Raw genomic sequence first — 16,715 nt, 5'->3', positions numbered from 1 at the left:
CTGAACAGGTGCATGATGATGGAAACCGCAATTGGCTCGCGCAATGATGTGACCGTTGTACTGCTGGGGCAGGGGCAAGCAGACAGCCGTGCCCGCGCGCAGCACTACTATCGTGAGGCCGGTGTGCCTTGCGTGGTGCTTGAACCGTTGTCCGGTTCAGCCCGCGATGAGCAGATCCAGCCCTTGCTGCAAGTGCTCGGCAACCTGACGACCCCCTTTGTGACCTTGGCCCTGGATGCTGATTTCGTGCTGGCGTCGGCGCTGGACAATGCGGTCATCCGCCTGACCGCTCAGCCCTCGGCAGTGGCGGCCCAAGGCTACGCCTTGGGTCACGCCGTAGGCAGCGGGCTGGTCCGTTACTACAGGATGGGGGCGGCCTTTGCTCCGCTGGCCGAGGGTCAAGCCTGGGCAAGGCTCGAACAATATGCCCTGGCTGGGCAGCAGGCGTGGCGCGCGGTAATGCGTGTGTCGGCCCTGCAGCGCGCAGTGGCCACGCTGCCAGATGAGCTTGATGCGGCTGCCCTGCGGGTGGCCCTGTCGTATGCGTTGCTGGCCCAGGGGCCGGTGGTGCACCTGGCGCAGACTGACGTGATCGTCGAACATGCGCCGCCCGCGCTCAACCCGGTCGCCCGCGAAGAGCACCTGACGCAGCTGGTGCGAACCCTGCGCCAGTGGGATGCCGACGTGCATCAGCTGTGTGGTGGCGAAGACGGCTTCACCGTGCTCAACCAGTTCGTGCGCAACAGCTATGACCAGGACGCGGCAGCGTTGATCTTCACTTCCCGCTGGGGCAGCGTGCTCGATGAGCCGGAGCGTGAGTTCGAGCCGCGTCAGGATGTCGAGCTGCCTTACTACAACGGTGCATTGTTTGCGCAGCTGACCCACCTGGAGTTCCTCTGCCACGCCTGGCCCGCCGGCCAACAGCAACGGCACGCGCTGGAAGGCATCTGGGTGCGTCAGCGTGACTTGTTGCAGGAACACCCCAACGATAATGCCGAGAGCCAGCTGCATCGCTACTGGCAAGCCCTGGCGCTGGGCCTGTTCAATATCGAAGTGTGCCAACGTCTGTTGGCGATGCTGCGCGGTGGCGCCGATATCGCGCGTGCGCGTGAACTGGCGGACTGGCTGGCGCGGCTTGAGCAGGTCCCGTCTGGCGATCAGCAGCAACGCCTGCAGGGTACTGCATCCGGCGAGGTCATTGCCGCCATTGCCGCCGCCACACCGGATCAGGTCGGCCGCCAGCGCGTACTTGCGCACCTGGCTAAACATCCCGCTGCGCAGGTCGCCTTCATAGTGCTCGACCTCGGCAACGACGACCTGGCACTGCAAGCCACGTTCGACAGCCTGCTCAAAAGTGGCTTGCGCAATTTCAAGCTGCTGGTGCTCAAGGCCGGCAAAGCGCCAGCGATCACCACGCCACGCGATACCCTGCACTTCATCCAGGTCAATGACAGCAACTGGGTGACCCACCTTAACCAGGCGGTGCGCCAGCTGCCGAGCGAGTGGCTGCTGCTGCTCGATGCCGGCGACGAGCTGCTGGCTGGCGGTCTGCTGCGCCTGTCGGTGGAGTTGAGCGAGGCCCCAGCGTGCCAGGCCATCGCGGCCAATGAAGTGCAGCGTGACGACGAAGGGCGTCTGTTCAGTGTCGTGCGCCCTGGTGCTGACCTCGACCTGCTGCGTAGCCAACCCGGGCTGATGTCGCGGCATTGGCTGGTGCGCCGCGAGGCGGTGCTCGCGCTGGGCGGTTACAGTGAGACGAACGGTCAGGCCATCGAGCTCGACCTGCTGCTGCGTCTGGTCGAAACGCAGGGGCTGGGCAGCCTGGCGCACATGGATGAGTTCCTGGTCGTCGCGCGGCAGGCTTCGCCAGCGCTGGCAGAGCAAGCGCAGGCGGTTCTGGGCAGGCATCTGGCGCAACTGGGTTATCGCAGCCAGGTCAGTGACCAGGGACATGCGGGCTTGACGGTCGATTTCCGTCATGACGCCACGCCGCTGGTCAGTATCCTTCTGGCTTTCGAAGGCGACACGGCGCAATTGCAGGCGTGCCTGGCCGCCGTGCTGCAACGCAGCCGCTACCCGCGTTACGAAGTACTGGTGGCCTGTGCCCAGGGTGAGTTCGACCTGGACGGTGCTGCCGGCAAGGCGCTGGGCGGGCGCATTCAGTTGCTGGCGGGTGAGCCAGGTGCCTCGCGTGAGCAGCTGTTGAACCTTGCCGCCAGCCACGCTCGCGGCGAGTACCTGGTGCTGTTGTCGGCGCGTTGCAATGTGCTCACGCCGGCCTGGATCGAAGGCCTGCTCAACGAGGCCCAGCGTCCGGAAGTCGGTGTTGTCGGGGCGCGCCTGCATGCCGCTGACGGTACCTTGGCGCATGCCGGTTATGAGCTGCTTGCCGGCCCGCAGGTGTTCTCGCCGTGGCAGGGGCTGTCGAGCGAAGCGGCGCGCAAGGAACACTGGGTCAGCTCGGTGCGCAGCTGTGCGGCCGTGTCCGGCGATTGCCTGATGGTGCGCAAGGCACTGTTCGACCACTGTGGCGGGCTGCAGACGCTGCAAGGTGCCGACATCGACTTGTGCCTGGCCGCCAAAGAAGCCGGCCTGATGGTGCTGTGGACACCACGTTCGCAGCTGCAGGTCAGCACCCCTGGCGCGGCTGAGGCCCACGCGTGGGATGCACTGGCTGCACGCTGGCCTGCAGTGTTCACCGGGCAGGCGCAGTGCGGTGGCGGCGCGGCGCCAAGCGCCCAGCTGCAATGGCTGGCTCAGCTGGCGTAGTTGATATAGCTGGCTCGGGTTTTGCACTAGCTGGGCCAATGGCCCAGCTTTTTTATGCCGGGCGGCGAATTATTGACAGGCCAGGGCTGGCATTTGAAGCCTTGGTTCGGGGTTAGCGATGCCAAAGAAAGTGGCTGTTCTGCAGTCGAACTACATACCCTGGAAGGGCTACTTCGACCTGATCCGCAGCGTCGATGCTTTTGTGTTCTACGACGATGTGCAATACACCCGTCGCGACTGGCGCAACCGCAACAAGATCAAGACCGCCCAGGGCGAGCACTGGCTGAGCGTGCCGGTAAAGAACAAAGGGCGCTTCGAGCAGTTGATCAATGAAGTGGAGATCAGCGATCCGAACTGGGCCGAGCAGCACTGGAAGACCCTCGCCATGAGCTACCGGCGCGCGCCTTGCTTCGCCGAGCTGGAGGGCAAGGTTCGCGCGCTCTACGAGCAGGCGGGCAGCATGACTCACCTGTCGGCCATCAACCAGCTGTTCATCGCCGGCCTGTGCCCGTTGCTGGGCATCCATACGCCCCTGTACCGCTCCGAAGCGCTTGGCCAGGCAGAGGGCCGCAATGAGCGCCTGATTCACCTGTGCCAGGCGGTGCAGGGCACCGATTACCTGTCCGGCCCGGCCGCCAGCTGTTACCTGGACGAGGCGGCGTTTGCCGCGGCTGGCATCGGGCTGTCGTACATGAGCTACGCAGGTTATCCCGAGTACCCGCAGTTGTTTGGCGAGTTCCAGCACGCGGTGAGCGTAATCGATCTTTTGTTCAACACCGGCGCCGACGCCATGGCGTTTCTGGAACGACGGGCTGCCTGAAAAGGCAGGTGCCGTGATTGCCCGATTGTGATCTGAACCTGGAGTTCACCGATGTCGAACCCTGCGCAGCCAGACCTGCTACCGCACGAAGAGGCGCTGGCGCGTTTGCGGCTGATGTTTGCCAAGCCGGAACATCCCTACTACATCTACGCGCCCGACTACCGCGAGACGTCCTCAGGGATCGTGTCGCTGCACTACCTCTGCCATCTGCTTAATCTCAATGGCCGTGAGGCCTATCTATGCGGCGCCCAGGTCGTGAATTCGGACCTCAAGACACCGTTGCTCGAGCCGGCAATAGCCGAGCGCCACCAGGTGGCGGGGAAGGTGCCGATCGCGGTGTACCCGGAAGTCACTTCAGGCAATCCGCTGAACCTGCCGGTGGTGGTGCGTTTTCTCCTGAACTTCGAAGGGTTCATCTCCGGCAAGGCCATGCACGCAAGGGCCGATGACCTGTTCTTCTATTACGCCCCGCGCCTGGCCGAGCACCACGGCAATCCGGGCGGTGATCTGTTGTGCCTGCCGACCGTCGATATCCAGCTGTTTCGCACTGACCCCTGCGACAGCCCCCGCCAAGGCCGCTATCTGTATCAGAATCGCCATCCCCTGGAGCGGATCGACTACGGGCAGCTGCCCTCGGACATCCAACTGCTGAGCATTGCGAAGGCGCTGCCCCTGCCCGAACTTGCCGGGGTGCTGCGTAAGGCTCAAGTGCTGTACACCTACGAATGGTCGATGACCTGCGTGCTCGCAGTGCTGTGCGGTTGTCCGGTGATTTTCATGCCAGGGCAGGGTATTGACCGGACCTTCCTGGAAAACAGTTTCTTTGGCTGCATCGGCTTTGCCATGCTCGATGAGCCCGATGCGCTCGAGCTGGCCAGGGCAAACCTGGACCAGGCCTTGCCGCGCTACGTCGAACGCACCGCGCCATTCTGGCAGCAGCTTGAAGTGTTCATCGCCAAGACTCAGCTTGCCGCGCGGCGTGAGGCTGTCGGCAACCGGCTGGGCATGCTCGACTGGTTGCGCCAGCGCTACCCGCAGCCTGGGCAGTTGCGTGTGCTCGAAGCGCAGGTGGGCCAGCCAGCGGCGCCGAGCCTTGCCGTACTGGTGATCGATCACGGTGATTCGGCTGCCCTGGCTGCTACCCTGGACAGCCTGGCGCGGGGCCTGTACCGACGCGCCGAGGTCACTGTGCTCGGCCGGCAGCTGCCGGAAGGCGTTGGGGTGCAGTGGTTCGAAGGCGATCCGCAGGCGCCTGTGGCGGCCATCAACGACTGGCTTGCAGCGGTGCAAGGCGGCTGGTTCATGGTAGTCGAGGCGGGAGCCAGCTTCATTGCCAGCGGCCTGCTGATGAGTGCGGTCCAGTTGTCACAGGCGCCAGCGCACTGCCTGGCGATGTATGCCGATGAGGCGCTGCGCCGGGAAGATGGAGCGATCGAGCTGTCGTTGCGGCCCGGGCTCAACCTGGATCTTCTGCTGGCTTATCCTGCCGGTCTGTCGCGCCATTGGTGGTACCGGCGTGAGGCGGTGCGCGGTCTGCGCGGCTTCGATGATGCGGGCGGACGTGCTTTCGAACTCGAGTTCCAACTGCGTCTTCTCGTGGAGCGCGGCCTCGGCTGTGTGGCGCACGTCAGCGAGCCGCTGCTGGTCGCCGAAAAGGCGGCTGCCGAGCACTGCGCCGACCAGCAGGCAGTCATCCTTGCCCACCTGCATGAGCGCGGATACAGCGGTGCCCGGGTGATCCCTGTACAGGTGGCGGCGGGAAGTTACCGGATTGACTACGGTCACCCGCGAAAGGCTTCGGTCAGTCTGCTGATCTACCTGGAAGGGCAGTTGGCGCACTTCCAACGCTGCCTGGAGAGCCTGCTGTCGCACGCGACCGCTGTCGATTTCGAGGTGCTGCTGATCGAGCCGGGTAATCAGGACCCCGCCTTGCTGACGTGGCTGGCACTGCTTGAGCGCCTTGACGGGGTCAGGCTGCAGGTGATTCGTTTCATGCCGGGTCAGCCGCGCGCTGCCATGTGCAATGCGGCGGCGCAGGAGGCAACGGGCGAGTATCTGGTCTGGCTCGATGCCCGCAGCAGCGTCCTCGACCGCGGTTGGCTGCAAGCCCTGCTCAACCACGCCCAGCGCCCTGAAGTAGGCGCCGTGGGCGGCAAACTGCTCGATATGGACGGCAACGTATACCAGGCCGGTCTGGTGCTGGGGCAGGGCGGCACGGTTGGGCCGGCATTCCAGGGGCAGCCTGCGCAGGCTCTGGGCTACATGGGCCAGTTATGGCTTGAGCGCAACTGCCAAGCCGTCGGAGGGCAATGCCTGATGGTGCGGCGCGAACTGTTCATCGAGGCCGGGGGCTTCGATGCAGATCCGCTGTTGGCACCCTGGATCGATACCGACCTGTGTCTGCGGCTGTCGCGTGGCGGCTACCTCAACGTCTGGACGCCCTACGCGCGCTTGTTGCTCGACCAACAATCGGTGCCAACCCACAGTGCCGAGCAGGCAGACGCCTTGTATGCAGGCTGGCTTGCTCAACTGGCAAACGACGCTTCTTACAACAGCAATTTCTCGCTGCGTACGGGCGAAAGCTTCAGCCTGGACAGCAACGGCTTCAGTTGGCGGCCCTTGCAAGGCCTCGTACCGAACGTGCTCGCTTGCGCGGCCGACCAGCAGGTGGCAGGGCGAACGCGGCTGATCCTGCCTTTCAAGGCATTGCGCGAAAGCGGCATTGTCGATGGTGTGGTGACCGCAGGCCTGCTCAACCCCGTGGAAGTGGAGCGTGTGCAGCCGGCAAGCGTGATCCTTCAGCGCCCCCTTGCTGAGGCGGGGCTGTTGGCCATGCGCCGCCTGCGGGCCTTCTCCCAGGCTTTCAAGGTCTATGACCTGGACGGCTACCTGCCGGAAATGAACCTGACGGGGGAGTGGGACGCCGACGAGATCGTGCAGCGCATGCGCCAAGGCCTGATGCAGGCCGACCGGGTGCTGGTGGCAAGCCCTGCACTGGCCGAGTTGCTGCAGGATGAGCATGACGACGTGCGCCTGCTGGAAGCTGCCCTGCCCGAAAGCTGGGGCGCCCTGCGCGCAGAGCGGGGCAAGGGCGCCAAGCCGCGGTTGGGCTGGCTGGGTGGCAAGGACTCGCACCTGCTCGCCGAAGTGGTGCCGGCACTGGCCGATGAGGTCGAGTGGGTGGTGCTGGGCGAGTGCCCGACGCAATTGCGGCCGTTGCTGGCGAGCTGGCACCCGGAAATCGACCATCAGCACCTGGCGTCGGCCCTGCTGGGGCTGGACCTGGACCTGGCCCTGGTGCCGATGGTTGAGACGCTGGGCAACGCCTGCTCCGGCGATCTGCGCGTCCTCCAGCATGCGGCCTGCGGACACCCGGTGATCTGCAGCCGGGTCGCCGGTTTTGTGGGGGGAGACTCGCTGCCGCTGACGCGGGTAAACAACCAGGCAGCCGACTGGATAGAGGCGATCCGCATGCACCTGCAGGACCGCCAGGCTTCAGCGTGCCTGGGCGACGCCTTGCAGGCCAGGGTGCGTGAACAATGGCTGCTCAAAGGCGAGCGGCTACAAGCATGGCGACGTGCCTGGCTGGCAGATTGAGCGCCACGCGGCACCTGAACAGATCACGGCGGATATAGGTCCGACCCAACGTTGGAGCTGGGCAAACATGAACAACACTCTTGATACTTTCATCGGCGCATACAGCGACAGTTTCGGCTACGCCTATGACAACAACATCATGCTCAACTGGTATCCGCGGCGGATCATGGAGCTGTGCGGCCAAGAGCTCAACCTGCTCGAGCTCGGCATCGGTCATGGCTTCTCCACCAATCGGTTTTCCCGGTACTTCAATTCGCACACCGTCATCGACGGTTCGCCTTCGGTGATCGCGCAATTCCAGGCTCAGTACCCGGACAGTCCCGCGCAAATCGTCGAGGCCTATTTTGAACACTTCGACACCGATCAGCGCTTTGACCTGATCGTCATGGGCTTCGTCCTTGAGCATGTCGAAGACCCTCAGGTGGTCCTGCGCAGGTTCAAGCAGTTCCTCGCCCCGGGAGGGCGGTGCTTTGTCCTGGTGCCCAACGCGCAGTCGCTGCACCGACGCTTCGGCCATGCTGCCGGGTTGCTCGATGACATGATGGTGTTGGGCCAGGGCGATCACGAACTGGGTCACCTGCGCGCCTACTCGCTGCACACCCTGACCGAGGAGCTGGAGCAGGCCGGCCTGCGTGTGCTGCGCAAGGAAGGGTTGTTCCTCAAGCCTTTCATGACGTCGCAGATGAAAGCCCTGGATCTGAGTGATGAAATCACCACTGCCATGTGCACCGTGGCGATCGATTATCCGGAACTCAGCTGCGCGTTGATGCTGGAAGCGACGGTCGACGGGGTATGAAAAGCCTGGTGATCGGCAGCACCTCGACCATTGGCAAGGTTGTCGCCCGTTCATTGGCCCGCCTGGGGCCGGTCAAGCTGGCAGGGCGTCGCGAGGCCGACATCCTGTTCGATCTGAGCCAGCCCGTGCTGCCACCCGGTGACCAGGCGTTCGATGTAGTCATACATGCCGCTGCCGATTTTGGCGGCGCCGAGCCTGACGACCTGATGCGCACCGAACAGGTCAACGGTATTGGCGCCCTGGCCGCCTGCCGCCTGGCCGAACACTGTGGGGTGCGACATTTCATCCTGCTGTCCTCGCGCTGGGCGGCGCATCAGCCAGGCGATCCGTATTACGGCATCTACGCGCTGTCCAAGCGCCATGCTGAAGAACTGGTCAGCTTGTATTGCCAGGCGCGCGGCATGGCCTTGACCATCCTGCGCATCAGCCAGGTATACGACAGCCAGGCCCGGTGCCGCGTGCATCAGCCTTTGCTGTACGCCATCGGCGACAATGCGGCGGTCGGCAAGACGGTCTATCTGTACGGCAGCAACGATGCGCGGCGCAATTACCTGCACCTGGATGACTTGGCTGAAATCTGCGTGCGGGTGGCCGAGCGGCGGGTCGCGGGGGTGCACAATTGCGGCCATCCGCAGGATCCGCGGCTGTCCGAGATCGCTCAGGCGGCCTTCGCGGCGTTCGGCACGCCGCCAGACATTCGCTTCGTGCCAGAAAAAGACGACATCCCCGATCTTCCACCCTTCGTCTGCTCCGGCGAATTGTTCGAGCGTATCGGCTATGCACCGCAGATCGGTATTGGCGAAGGTTTCGAACTGATCAAGACGCACAGGGAGCAGCAGGCATGAGAACGGTCATGGTAACGGGCGTCGGCGCCATCATGGGCTATGGCCTGCTCAAATCGCTGCGTGAGGCCGACCCGTCGCTTCGCCTGGTGGGCACCGACATCTACGACGATGCTGCGGGCCGGGCTTGGTGCGACGTTTTCGAGCAGGCCCCGCTGACCGCCGAGAAGCGTTATGCCCAGTGGTTGCTGGAGGTGATTGCCAGGCATGAGGTCGACCTGTTGATTCCGGGCATCGAGCAGGACGTACACTGGCTTTGCGACAATCGTGCCCTGCTGCAGGGCGCCCGTTGTCAGGTAGCGCTCAATGACCCGCAGTTGATCGACCTGTCCCGCGACAAGTGGGCCATGGACCAGGCCCTGTTGGCGATGGAGGAGCCCTGCCGTATACCCAGCGCGCTCAGCGGTGACTTCCACGCGTTGAAAGACACCCTGGGCCTGCCGTTTCTGCTCAAACCCCGCAAGGGTTATGCCTCCAAGGGCCTGGTGTGGGTGCACCAGGAACAGGACTTTGCTGCACACGCCGGCTTGTTGGGTGAAGTGCTGATGGCTCAACCGATCATTGGCAGTGCCGCACAGGAATTTACCGTCGCAGTGTTCGGCGACGGCCAAGGGGCGACGGGCCCGACCATCACCCTGCGGCGCAGCCTGGCTTCGGACGGTTCCACGGCCAAGGCGCGGGTTTGCTCGGACGCTTCGCTTGACCAGGTTGTCGCCAGGTTGTGCCGTGCATTCAAGCCGGTTGGCCCGACCAATCTGCAGTTTCGCCGTGCTGATGACGGCAGCTGGAAGTTGCTGGAGATCAACCCGAGGATTTCTTCGACCAGCTCGATTCGCCGAGCGTTCGGCTACAACGAGGCGGCGATGTGCCTGGCGTTCTACCTGGACCACCAGACGCCGCCCGCGGCCGCCGTCAGGACGGGGCTCGCCGTCCGCTACATCGAGGACTTGATCGTCTATGATCGGGATCATTTCTGACGTCCATGGCAATTACAGCGCGCTGAGCAGCGTGCTGGCCAGGCTCGATGCCTTGGGTGTATCGCGGATCATCTGCCTGGGCGACACCGCCGGTTATTACTGCCAGGTGAACGAGTGCTGCGATGCGTTGCGTGAACGGGCGGTCTTTTCGGTCATGGGTAACCATGACTGGTACCTGGCCAGGCAGCAGCGTTGCCCACGTTCGAACAGTGCCAATGCTTGCCTGGACTATCAGGCGGGTGTTATCAGCGAGCAGAACCTGGCATGGCTCGACGGCCTGGCGTTGCAGGCCTTCGAGCAGGGCATAAGCCTTGTGCACGGTGGCTGGAACGACCCTCTGGATGAATACCTGCGGCCTTCCCAGGCTTATTTCGACGCGTTGCCTGGTGGCTGTTTCGCGTCCGGGCATACCCATGTCCAGTATCTTTGGCAGGGGCAGGGCAAGGTCTACTGCAACCCGGGTTCGGTTGGCCAGCCGCGTGACGGCGACCCGCGGGCTGCGTTTGCAACCTGGGATGGCGAGGCGTTCGAGCTGCACCGCGTCGAATACGACATCGCGCAGGTTCAGCAGGCCATGGCCAGGGCAGGCTTCACGTCGTACTTCTATGAAAACCTAGACAAAGGCACCCAGATAGGTGGAAGGATCAGCGCCATTCAGGGGCTTTGAACTCCCAGCTGTAGCCCTTCTACCGTCCTACCTGCGGAAAAACAGCAATGAGCACTGAAAAGATCTTCTTCAATCGCCCGCACATGACTGGCAAGGAGCTTTACTACATTGCCGAAGCCAAGTTCGGCAATATGCTCGCCGGTGACGGTACGTTCACCAAGCGCTGCCACCAGTGGCTGGAAGCGCAGACCGGTTGTGCCAAGGCGCTGCTCACCCACTCCTGTACCGCCGCCCTGGAAATGACCGCGCTGATGCTGGATATCCAGCCGGGCGATGAAGTCATCATGCCGTCCTACACCTTCGTTTCCACCGCCAACGCCTTCGTGCTGCGCGGCGCGGTGCCGGTATTCGTCGACGTCCGTGCAGATACCTTGAACCTCGACGAACGCCTGATCGAGGCCGCCATCACCCCACGCACCAAGGCCATCGTGCCCGTGCACTATGCCGGGGTGGCCTGCGAAATGGACAGCATCATGGCCATTGCCCGCAAGCACGGGCTGCATGTCGTGGAAGACGCGGCCCAAGGCGTGATGTCCACCTACAAGGGAAGGGCCCTTGGCAGCATTGGTGATCTGGGGGCGTTCAGCTTCCATGAGACCAAGAACGTCATCTCGGGTGAGGGCGGTGCGTTGCTGGTCAATACCCCGGAGCAGGTGCTGCGGGCTGAGATCATTCGCGAAAAGGGCACTGACCGTAGCCGTTTCTTCCGTGGCGAGGTGGACAAGTACACCTGGCAGGATGTGGGCTCGTCGTTCCTGCCCGGTGAACTGATCGCAGCATTCCTCTGGGCACAGCTGGAGGAAGCGCAAGCGATCACCGACAACCGCCTGGCGACCTGGGAGGCCTACCATGAGTCCCTGGCCGGCCTTGAGCGGCAGGGGTTGTTGCGCCGGCCCATCGTGCCGCAGGGCTGCCAGCACAATGCGCATATGTACTATGTCCTGCTGGCTCCGGGCATTGATCGCCAGGCGGTGCTCGGCGCACTCAAGCAGCACGAGATCTATGCCGTGTTCCATTATGTGCCGCTGCATTCTTCGCCTGCCGGTGAACGTTACGGGCGCGCCCATGGTGCCATGGAGGTCACCGACTACAGTGCGCAGCGGCTGTTGCGCCTGCCATTGTGGTGGGGCATGCCCAAGGGCACCCAGCAGCGCGTGGTGGAGATTCTCGGCGATATCCTGGCCAGGTTCTGATACCCAAGGGCGGGCGCACGGCGTAACGCTGGTCTATTCGACAAAAAGAGCGTGACCTGGCAGTCAGAACGCGCATCTTCACTGTATATTGTCGAAAACCGGGAGCCGCTGCGCTGCGCCTGGAAAATGCTCAGGGATCGGTGCCTGCCGTATCGCCTGGCGTTTGCCGTTGCGCAGGCAGTGGATACTTCGCTGTTATTGAATTGGGAAGCCATATGATTGGCATTAAAAGCATCGCCAGCTACGTGCCTACCGAAGGGGTGGACAACTACGCCCAGGGCGCGAAGTTTGGCAAAGACCAGGACTTCATCTTCGGCAAGATCGGTTCGACCTTCTTGCCGCGCAAGGAGGCTGCCCAGGAAACCTCCGACCTCTGCGTCGAGGCCGCCCGGAATCTGTTCGCTGCCAATCCGTCGTTGGACCCGGCCTCCATCGACGCCGTGATCGTGGTCACCCAGAACGGCGACGCCGAAGGCCTGCCGCACACCGCTGCCATCGTGCAACACAAGCTTGGCCTGTCGACCGCCATCGCGGCCTTCGATATCTCCCTGGGCTGCTCGGGCTATGTCTACGGCCTGTACGCAATGAAGGGGTTCATGGAAGCCGCCGGTTTGAAAAACGGCCTGCTGATCACCGCCGACCCTTACTCCAAGATCGTCGACCCTGAAGATCGCAACACCACCATGCTGTTCGGCGATGCTGCCACCGCCACCTGGATGGGCGAGGGTGCCACCTGGCAGTTGGGCAAGTCGCTGTTCGGCAGCGACGGTGCCGGCGCCGAGCACCTGCGTACCACCGATGGCAAGTTCTTCATGAATGGCCGTCAGGTCTACAACTTCGCCCTGGTCAAAGTGCCTGCGCACCTGCAGCAGTTGCTGGAGGCCAGCGAACTTGAGTCCGACGATATCGACCTGTATTGCCTGCATCAGGGCAGCGCAGCGATCGTCGACGCCGTATCGGCGCGGTTCGATGAAGGCGCGCACAAGCGCAAGTTCGTCAAGGACATGGTCGAGACCGGCAATACCGTGTCGTCGAGCATTCCGCTGTTGCTGGAAAAGCACGTGCTCGGTTCGCAGCACAAGCGCGTAGCCCTCAGTGGCTTCGGTGTGGGGCTGTCGTGGGGTTCGGCAATCATCGAGCGCCGTGACTGACCGTTCATCGCCGTGGTAGACGCCGCCGCCTTCAGGCGGCGTTTTCTTTTCCAGTCCATTGGCGTCGGGCGCTGGTAATCTGGCGTCAACGCCTTGATTTCATTGGGCTGGCAGGATGCCAGTAAAAATTTTCCAAAATCCCCTAAAGCAACCCGCCCTGACGACGATAACTATTACGAAGGTTCTCTGTGCCACACCCGGCGAATTGCCAAGGCCGGAAGCCGTAGTACCCAATCCAACGAGGAATTCGTCATGGCTTTGACCGTTAACACCAACACCACCTCTCTGGGCGTTCAGAAAAACCTGAACCGTGCTTCCGATGCACTGAGCACCTCGATGACCCGTCTGTCCTCCGGCCTGAAAATCAACAGCGCCAAAGACGACGCCGCCGGCCTGCAGATCGCTACCCGCATGACCTCGCAGATCCGCGGTCAGACCATGGCCATCAAAAACGCCAACGACGCCATCTCCATCGCCCAGACCGCTGAAGGCGCGATGCAAGAGCAGACCAACATTCTGCAGCGTATGCGTGAACTGGCTGTTCAGTCGCGAAACGACAACAACAGCGAAGACGACCGCGCCGCTCTGGACAAAGAATTCCAGTCGATGCTGAAGGAAATCGACCGTATCGCCGGTTCGACTCAGCTGAACGGCAAGAACCTGCTGGACGGTACCGCTGGCGACATGACCTTCCAGGTCGGTTCCAACACCGGTAGCGACAACCAGATCACCATCAGCCTGAGCGATGCGCTGAACACCACTGGCGCCCTGAGCGGTCTGGCCAGCCAGAACATCACCGGTGCCAACAGCAGCGCGGCCGAAGCCACCTTCACCGCCGCCATGAGCGCAATCGATGACGCCCTGAACGCCATCAACAGCACTCGTGCCGACCTGGGTGCCGTACAGAACCGTCTGACCAGCACCATCAACAACCTGCAGAACATCAACGAGAACGCCGAAGCCGCTCGTGGCCGTGTTCAGGACACCGACTTCGCTGCTGAAACTGCCCAGCTGACCAAGCAGCAGACCCTGCAGCAAGCTTCCACTTCGGTTCTGGCTCAGGCCAACCAGCTGCCATCCGCCGTACTGAAGCTGCTTCAGTAATCGTTGATGGTAACCGGCGGGGGAGTGCATCATAGGGCACTTCCCCGCCTTTTCGTTACGAGGTGGTAGACATGGACATGAGCGTCAAGCTGAATCTGTCCTACCCGGCCGTTCGGCCGGCCGAGCAGGTAGGTGACAAGGCGGTTGCCCGGTCGGCGGATGCGCCTCGCGCCAATGCTGATACGCTGGAACCCAAAGCAGTGACGGCTGCCGAAAAAGGCAGTGATGCCGAAAAGGTCAAAAACGCCGTTACGGAAATTGAAAAGTTTCTCAGCTCTACCCGGCGCAACCTCCAGTTCTCGACGGATGAAGAGTCCGGCAAGATTGTGGTCAAGGTCATCGCCAGCGAAACGGGCGAGTTGATTCGCCAGCTGCCTTCCGAGGAAGCGCTGCGGATCGCTCACAGCTTGAGTGATGTAAACAGTCTTTTGTTCGACGCCAAGGTGTAGCGGGCGGCGAAGTTTTCAAGCGGGATTGACGTCTGTCCTGCAGCTGCAGGGCCTGACGTCTCAGAGAGAGGGATTACTGTATGGCGAGCACACTGGTATCGAGTATCGGCCAAGGTACAGGTCTGAACATCACCGACATGGTCAACGCCCTGGTCAGTGCCGACACTGCGGCCAAAAAGGCGCAGATCACCCGGCAGACCAGCAACAACAGCGCGATGATTTCCGGTGTGGGCTCGCTGCGCAGTGCCCTCACGGCGTTCCAGGACGCCATGAATAAGCTGAACGACAAGACCGCCCCCGCCTTCAACGCCTATTCGGCGAAGTCGGCCAACGAAGCGGTGGTCAAAGTGACTGCCAGCAACACGGCGGTGGCGGGCAACTACGACATCGTGGTCAACCAGCTGGCCACAGGCTCGAAGGTGGCCAGTGCACCGTTTGACGCTGGCGCAGCGTCTGCGGTTAGCGCAGGCAAGATGACCATCGAGCAGAACGGCAATGCCTATGAAATCGATGTCGCCGATGGCGCCACGCTGCAGACCGTTCGCGACCAGATCAACAAGCAATTGAGCGTTCAGGGTATCTCCGCCAACATCGTCAACGGTGAAGGGGGCGCGCGGCTGGTACTGAGCTCGACCACCACCGGCGCCGGCTCCGACCTCAAGGTCAGTGGCATTCCTGAGCTGGAAATCGACGGCACTGCGCAGATGAGCGATAGCAGCGGGGGTTATGTCACCGCGATTGCTCAGGATAGCGAGCTGACCATCGATGGTTTGACGGTGAAAAGCAGCAAGAACACCATCAGCGATGCGATCAGCGGCATCACCCTGGAACTGACGGGCGTCAGTCCCAAGTCTGGCTCGACCGGCACTGCGACCCGCCTGTCCGTCGCCCAGGACAACGATGGCCTGAAGAAGAACGTCCAGGCGTTCGTCGATGCCTACAACACCCTGCAGAAGACCATTACGGCGCTGACCACCAGCACCCGTGACAAAGATGACAACCTCTCGCTCGGCCCGCTGAGCAATGACCCGACGACCCGTTCGCTGGTCAACGATGTCCGCAAGGTGCTTTCCGAGGTGGGCTCGGGTGACCAGCTGACCACGCTGAGCCAGCTGGGTATCAATACCACCAAGGACGGTACTCTGGAGTTCAACGCCACCAAGTTCACTTCGGCGATGGACGACAAGAAGCTGGGTTCACAGGTGCAGGAGCTGTTCACCGGCAGCAATGGCATCATCGAGCGTATGAACAAGGCCATCGATCCGTACAACGCCACCGACGGCAGCCTGGCCACGCGCAAGGCCAACCTCGACAAGGTGGCCAAGAACCTGTCGGACCAGCAGTTGGCCCTGGACCGCCGTACCGAAGCGCTGACCGAGTCGCTGACCAAGAAATACGTGGCGATGGACACCACGGTCGCCAAGCTCAACGCTCAGGCCAGCCAGATCAAATCGGTCTTCGATGCCATCAATGCCCAGGCCAGGAACTCCTGATCGGTTGTGAGTGCCAACAGCCCGGCAGCGTCCACAAGACGCGCCGGGCTTTTTGTTTTGGCCCTAAAGTTTTTTGACGTCCCGGCGATAAAGCAGGTACAAGCAACCTTTTTCGCAGCAACGAGGTAGATCCATGAACCCGATGTTGGCCCTTCGTCAATACCAGAAAGTCAACGGTGTGGCGCAGACGTCTGAAGCCAGCCCGCACCGTCTGGTGCAGATGCTCATGCAGGGCGGTCTTGATCGCATGGCTCAGGCCAAGGGGGCCATCGCTCGTAACGACATCGCCCAGAAGGGGATTCTGATCGGCAAGGCGATCGATATCATCGGTGGCCTGCGAGAAGGCCTGGACCTGGAAAACCATGCTGACAGCCTGTCCGAGCTGGACAGTCTGTATACCTATATGAGCCGACGCCTCATCGAGGCCAACGCAAAAAGCGATCCTGCCATCATCGACGAAGTCGCGCGCCTGCTGATCACTGTGAAAGAAGGTTGGGATGCGATCGCCGACCAGTCGCCGGCGCCCTGATCAAGGAGGATGCCATGAGTGAAGTGATCACCCGCATCGAACAGACCCGCGATTTGCTGCTGGCTGCCCTGGCGAGCCGAGACTGGGATGCGGTGGGTGAGCTGGACCTGGAATGCCGCCTGCGTATCAACGATGTGCTTACCGAGGCGCAGGGCCAGGAGGCGGATGTCCGCGATAGCCTGGAGCAGTTGCTGGAGGTCTACCGGCAATTAATAGAGGTTGCAAGTGGCGAGCGTCAATCAATAGTCGACGAGATGACGCAAATCCGTCAGGCAAAAAACGCCGCCAAGGTATACCATCTGTTCAGTTGACCACAGGTGTCCAAAAA

14 protein-coding genes are annotated in these 16,715 nt (G+C 62.3%); all 14 read left to right on the top strand.

From position 1 onward, the window contains the following. Nucleotides 1–18: 18 nt before the first annotated feature. The 14 genes from APH34_RS05025 to APH34_RS04960 all read left to right on the top strand — a co-directional run bounded on the left by APH34_RS05025 (nt 19) and on the right by APH34_RS04960 (nt 16,698). Nucleotides 19–2,769 (top strand): glycosyl transferase, encoded by a 2,751-nt coding sequence (locus tag APH34_RS05025; RefSeq protein ID WP_256215523.1) that lies wholly within the window; start codon nt 19–21, stop codon nt 2,767–2,769. Nucleotides 2,770–2,887: 118 nt separating this feature from the next. Further along, nucleotides 2,888–3,589, top strand: coding sequence for a WbqC family protein (locus tag APH34_RS05020; protein ID WP_054900078.1), 702 nt, complete (start codon nt 2,888–2,890; stop codon nt 3,587–3,589). 51 nt (nt 3,590–3,640) lie between these two features. Continuing rightward, nucleotides 3,641–7,186 carry a glycosyltransferase gene (locus APH34_RS05015; protein ID WP_054900077.1) on the top strand — a complete coding sequence of 1,182 codons (3,546 nt, stop codon included), beginning with the start codon at nt 3,641–3,643 and terminating at the stop codon, nt 7,184–7,186. A gap of 67 nt (nt 7,187–7,253) precedes the next feature. Beyond that, nucleotides 7,254–7,982, top strand: coding sequence for a bifunctional 2-polyprenyl-6-hydroxyphenol methylase/3-demethylubiquinol 3-O-methyltransferase UbiG (locus APH34_RS05010; RefSeq protein WP_054900076.1), 729 nt, complete (start codon nt 7,254–7,256; stop codon nt 7,980–7,982). Then, a complete protein-coding gene (locus tag APH34_RS05005) occupies nt 7,979–8,827 on the top strand; it encodes an NAD(P)-dependent oxidoreductase (RefSeq protein WP_054900075.1) in 849 nt (282 codons plus the stop codon). The genes APH34_RS05010 and APH34_RS05005 overlap by 4 nt, the downstream gene beginning before the upstream one ends. Next, a complete protein-coding gene (locus APH34_RS05000; RefSeq protein WP_054900074.1) occupies nt 8,824–9,801 on the top strand; it encodes an ATP-grasp domain-containing protein in 978 nt (325 codons plus the stop codon). The genes APH34_RS05005 and APH34_RS05000 overlap by 4 nt, the downstream gene beginning before the upstream one ends. Continuing rightward, entirely contained in the window at nt 9,782–10,468 is a 687-nt protein-coding gene (locus APH34_RS04995) for a metallophosphoesterase (protein WP_054900073.1), read from the top strand. The genes APH34_RS05000 and APH34_RS04995 overlap by 20 nt, the downstream gene beginning before the upstream one ends. Before the next feature lie 47 nt (nt 10,469–10,515). Beyond that, nucleotides 10,516–11,661 (top strand): dTDP-4-amino-4,6-dideoxygalactose transaminase, encoded by a 1,146-nt coding sequence (gene rffA, locus APH34_RS04990; RefSeq protein ID WP_054900072.1) that lies wholly within the window; start codon nt 10,516–10,518, stop codon nt 11,659–11,661. Between the two features lie 215 nt (nt 11,662–11,876). Continuing rightward, entirely contained in the window at nt 11,877–12,812 is a 936-nt protein-coding gene (locus APH34_RS04985; RefSeq protein WP_054900071.1) for a ketoacyl-ACP synthase III, read from the top strand. A gap of 252 nt (nt 12,813–13,064) precedes the next feature. Then, nucleotides 13,065–13,916: a flagellin domain-containing protein gene (locus tag APH34_RS04980; protein WP_054900070.1), complete on the top strand. Its 852-nt coding sequence runs from the start codon at nt 13,065–13,067 to the stop codon at nt 13,914–13,916. Nucleotides 13,917–13,987: 71 nt separating this feature from the next. Beyond that, entirely contained in the window at nt 13,988–14,365 is a 378-nt protein-coding gene (locus tag APH34_RS04975; protein WP_054900069.1) for a flagellar protein FlaG, read from the top strand. Between the two features lie 80 nt (nt 14,366–14,445). Next, nucleotides 14,446–15,858: a flagellar filament capping protein FliD gene (gene fliD, locus APH34_RS04970; RefSeq protein WP_054900068.1), complete on the top strand. Its 1,413-nt coding sequence runs from the start codon at nt 14,446–14,448 to the stop codon at nt 15,856–15,858. 133 nt (nt 15,859–15,991) lie between these two features. Then, nucleotides 15,992–16,387 carry a flagellar export chaperone FliS gene (fliS, locus tag APH34_RS04965; RefSeq protein ID WP_054900067.1) on the top strand — a complete coding sequence of 132 codons (396 nt, stop codon included), beginning with the start codon at nt 15,992–15,994 and terminating at the stop codon, nt 16,385–16,387. Nucleotides 16,388–16,401: 14 nt separating this feature from the next. After that, on the top strand, nt 16,402–16,698 hold the full coding sequence (locus APH34_RS04960) for a flagellar protein FliT (RefSeq protein ID WP_054900066.1): 297 nt from the start codon (nt 16,402–16,404) through the stop codon (nt 16,696–16,698). Nucleotides 16,699–16,715: the final 17 nt, after the last annotated feature.

It is taken from the genome of Pseudomonas sp. NBRC 111131 (assembly GCF_001320525.1).
GTDB lineage: Bacteria > Pseudomonadota > Gammaproteobacteria > Pseudomonadales > Pseudomonadaceae > Aquipseudomonas > Aquipseudomonas ceruminis.
Note: the sequence above shows the minus strand (reverse complement) of the source record. Positions and strands in the feature narration are given on the sequence as shown.

Coding starts and splice junctions, on each gene's coding strand:
- APH34_RS05025 (WP_256215523.1), top strand. CDS start 19: ATGGAAACCGCAATTGGCTCGCGCAATGATGTGACCGTTGTACTGCTG.
- APH34_RS05020 (WP_054900078.1), top strand. CDS start 2,888: ATGCCAAAGAAAGTGGCTGTTCTGCAGTCGAACTACATACCCTGGAAG.
- APH34_RS05015 (WP_054900077.1), top strand. CDS start 3,641: ATGTCGAACCCTGCGCAGCCAGACCTGCTACCGCACGAAGAGGCGCTG.
- APH34_RS05010 (WP_054900076.1), top strand. CDS start 7,254: ATGAACAACACTCTTGATACTTTCATCGGCGCATACAGCGACAGTTTC.
- APH34_RS05005 (WP_054900075.1), top strand. CDS start 7,979: ATGAAAAGCCTGGTGATCGGCAGCACCTCGACCATTGGCAAGGTTGTC.
- APH34_RS05000 (WP_054900074.1), top strand. CDS start 8,824: ATGAGAACGGTCATGGTAACGGGCGTCGGCGCCATCATGGGCTATGGC.
- APH34_RS04995 (WP_054900073.1), top strand. CDS start 9,782: ATGATCGGGATCATTTCTGACGTCCATGGCAATTACAGCGCGCTGAGC.
- rffA (WP_054900072.1), top strand. CDS start 10,516: ATGAGCACTGAAAAGATCTTCTTCAATCGCCCGCACATGACTGGCAAG.
- APH34_RS04985 (WP_054900071.1), top strand. CDS start 11,877: ATGATTGGCATTAAAAGCATCGCCAGCTACGTGCCTACCGAAGGGGTG.
- APH34_RS04980 (WP_054900070.1), top strand. CDS start 13,065: ATGGCTTTGACCGTTAACACCAACACCACCTCTCTGGGCGTTCAGAAA.
- APH34_RS04975 (WP_054900069.1), top strand. CDS start 13,988: ATGGACATGAGCGTCAAGCTGAATCTGTCCTACCCGGCCGTTCGGCCG.
- fliD (WP_054900068.1), top strand. CDS start 14,446: ATGGCGAGCACACTGGTATCGAGTATCGGCCAAGGTACAGGTCTGAAC.
- fliS (WP_054900067.1), top strand. CDS start 15,992: ATGAACCCGATGTTGGCCCTTCGTCAATACCAGAAAGTCAACGGTGTG.
- APH34_RS04960 (WP_054900066.1), top strand. CDS start 16,402: ATGAGTGAAGTGATCACCCGCATCGAACAGACCCGCGATTTGCTGCTG.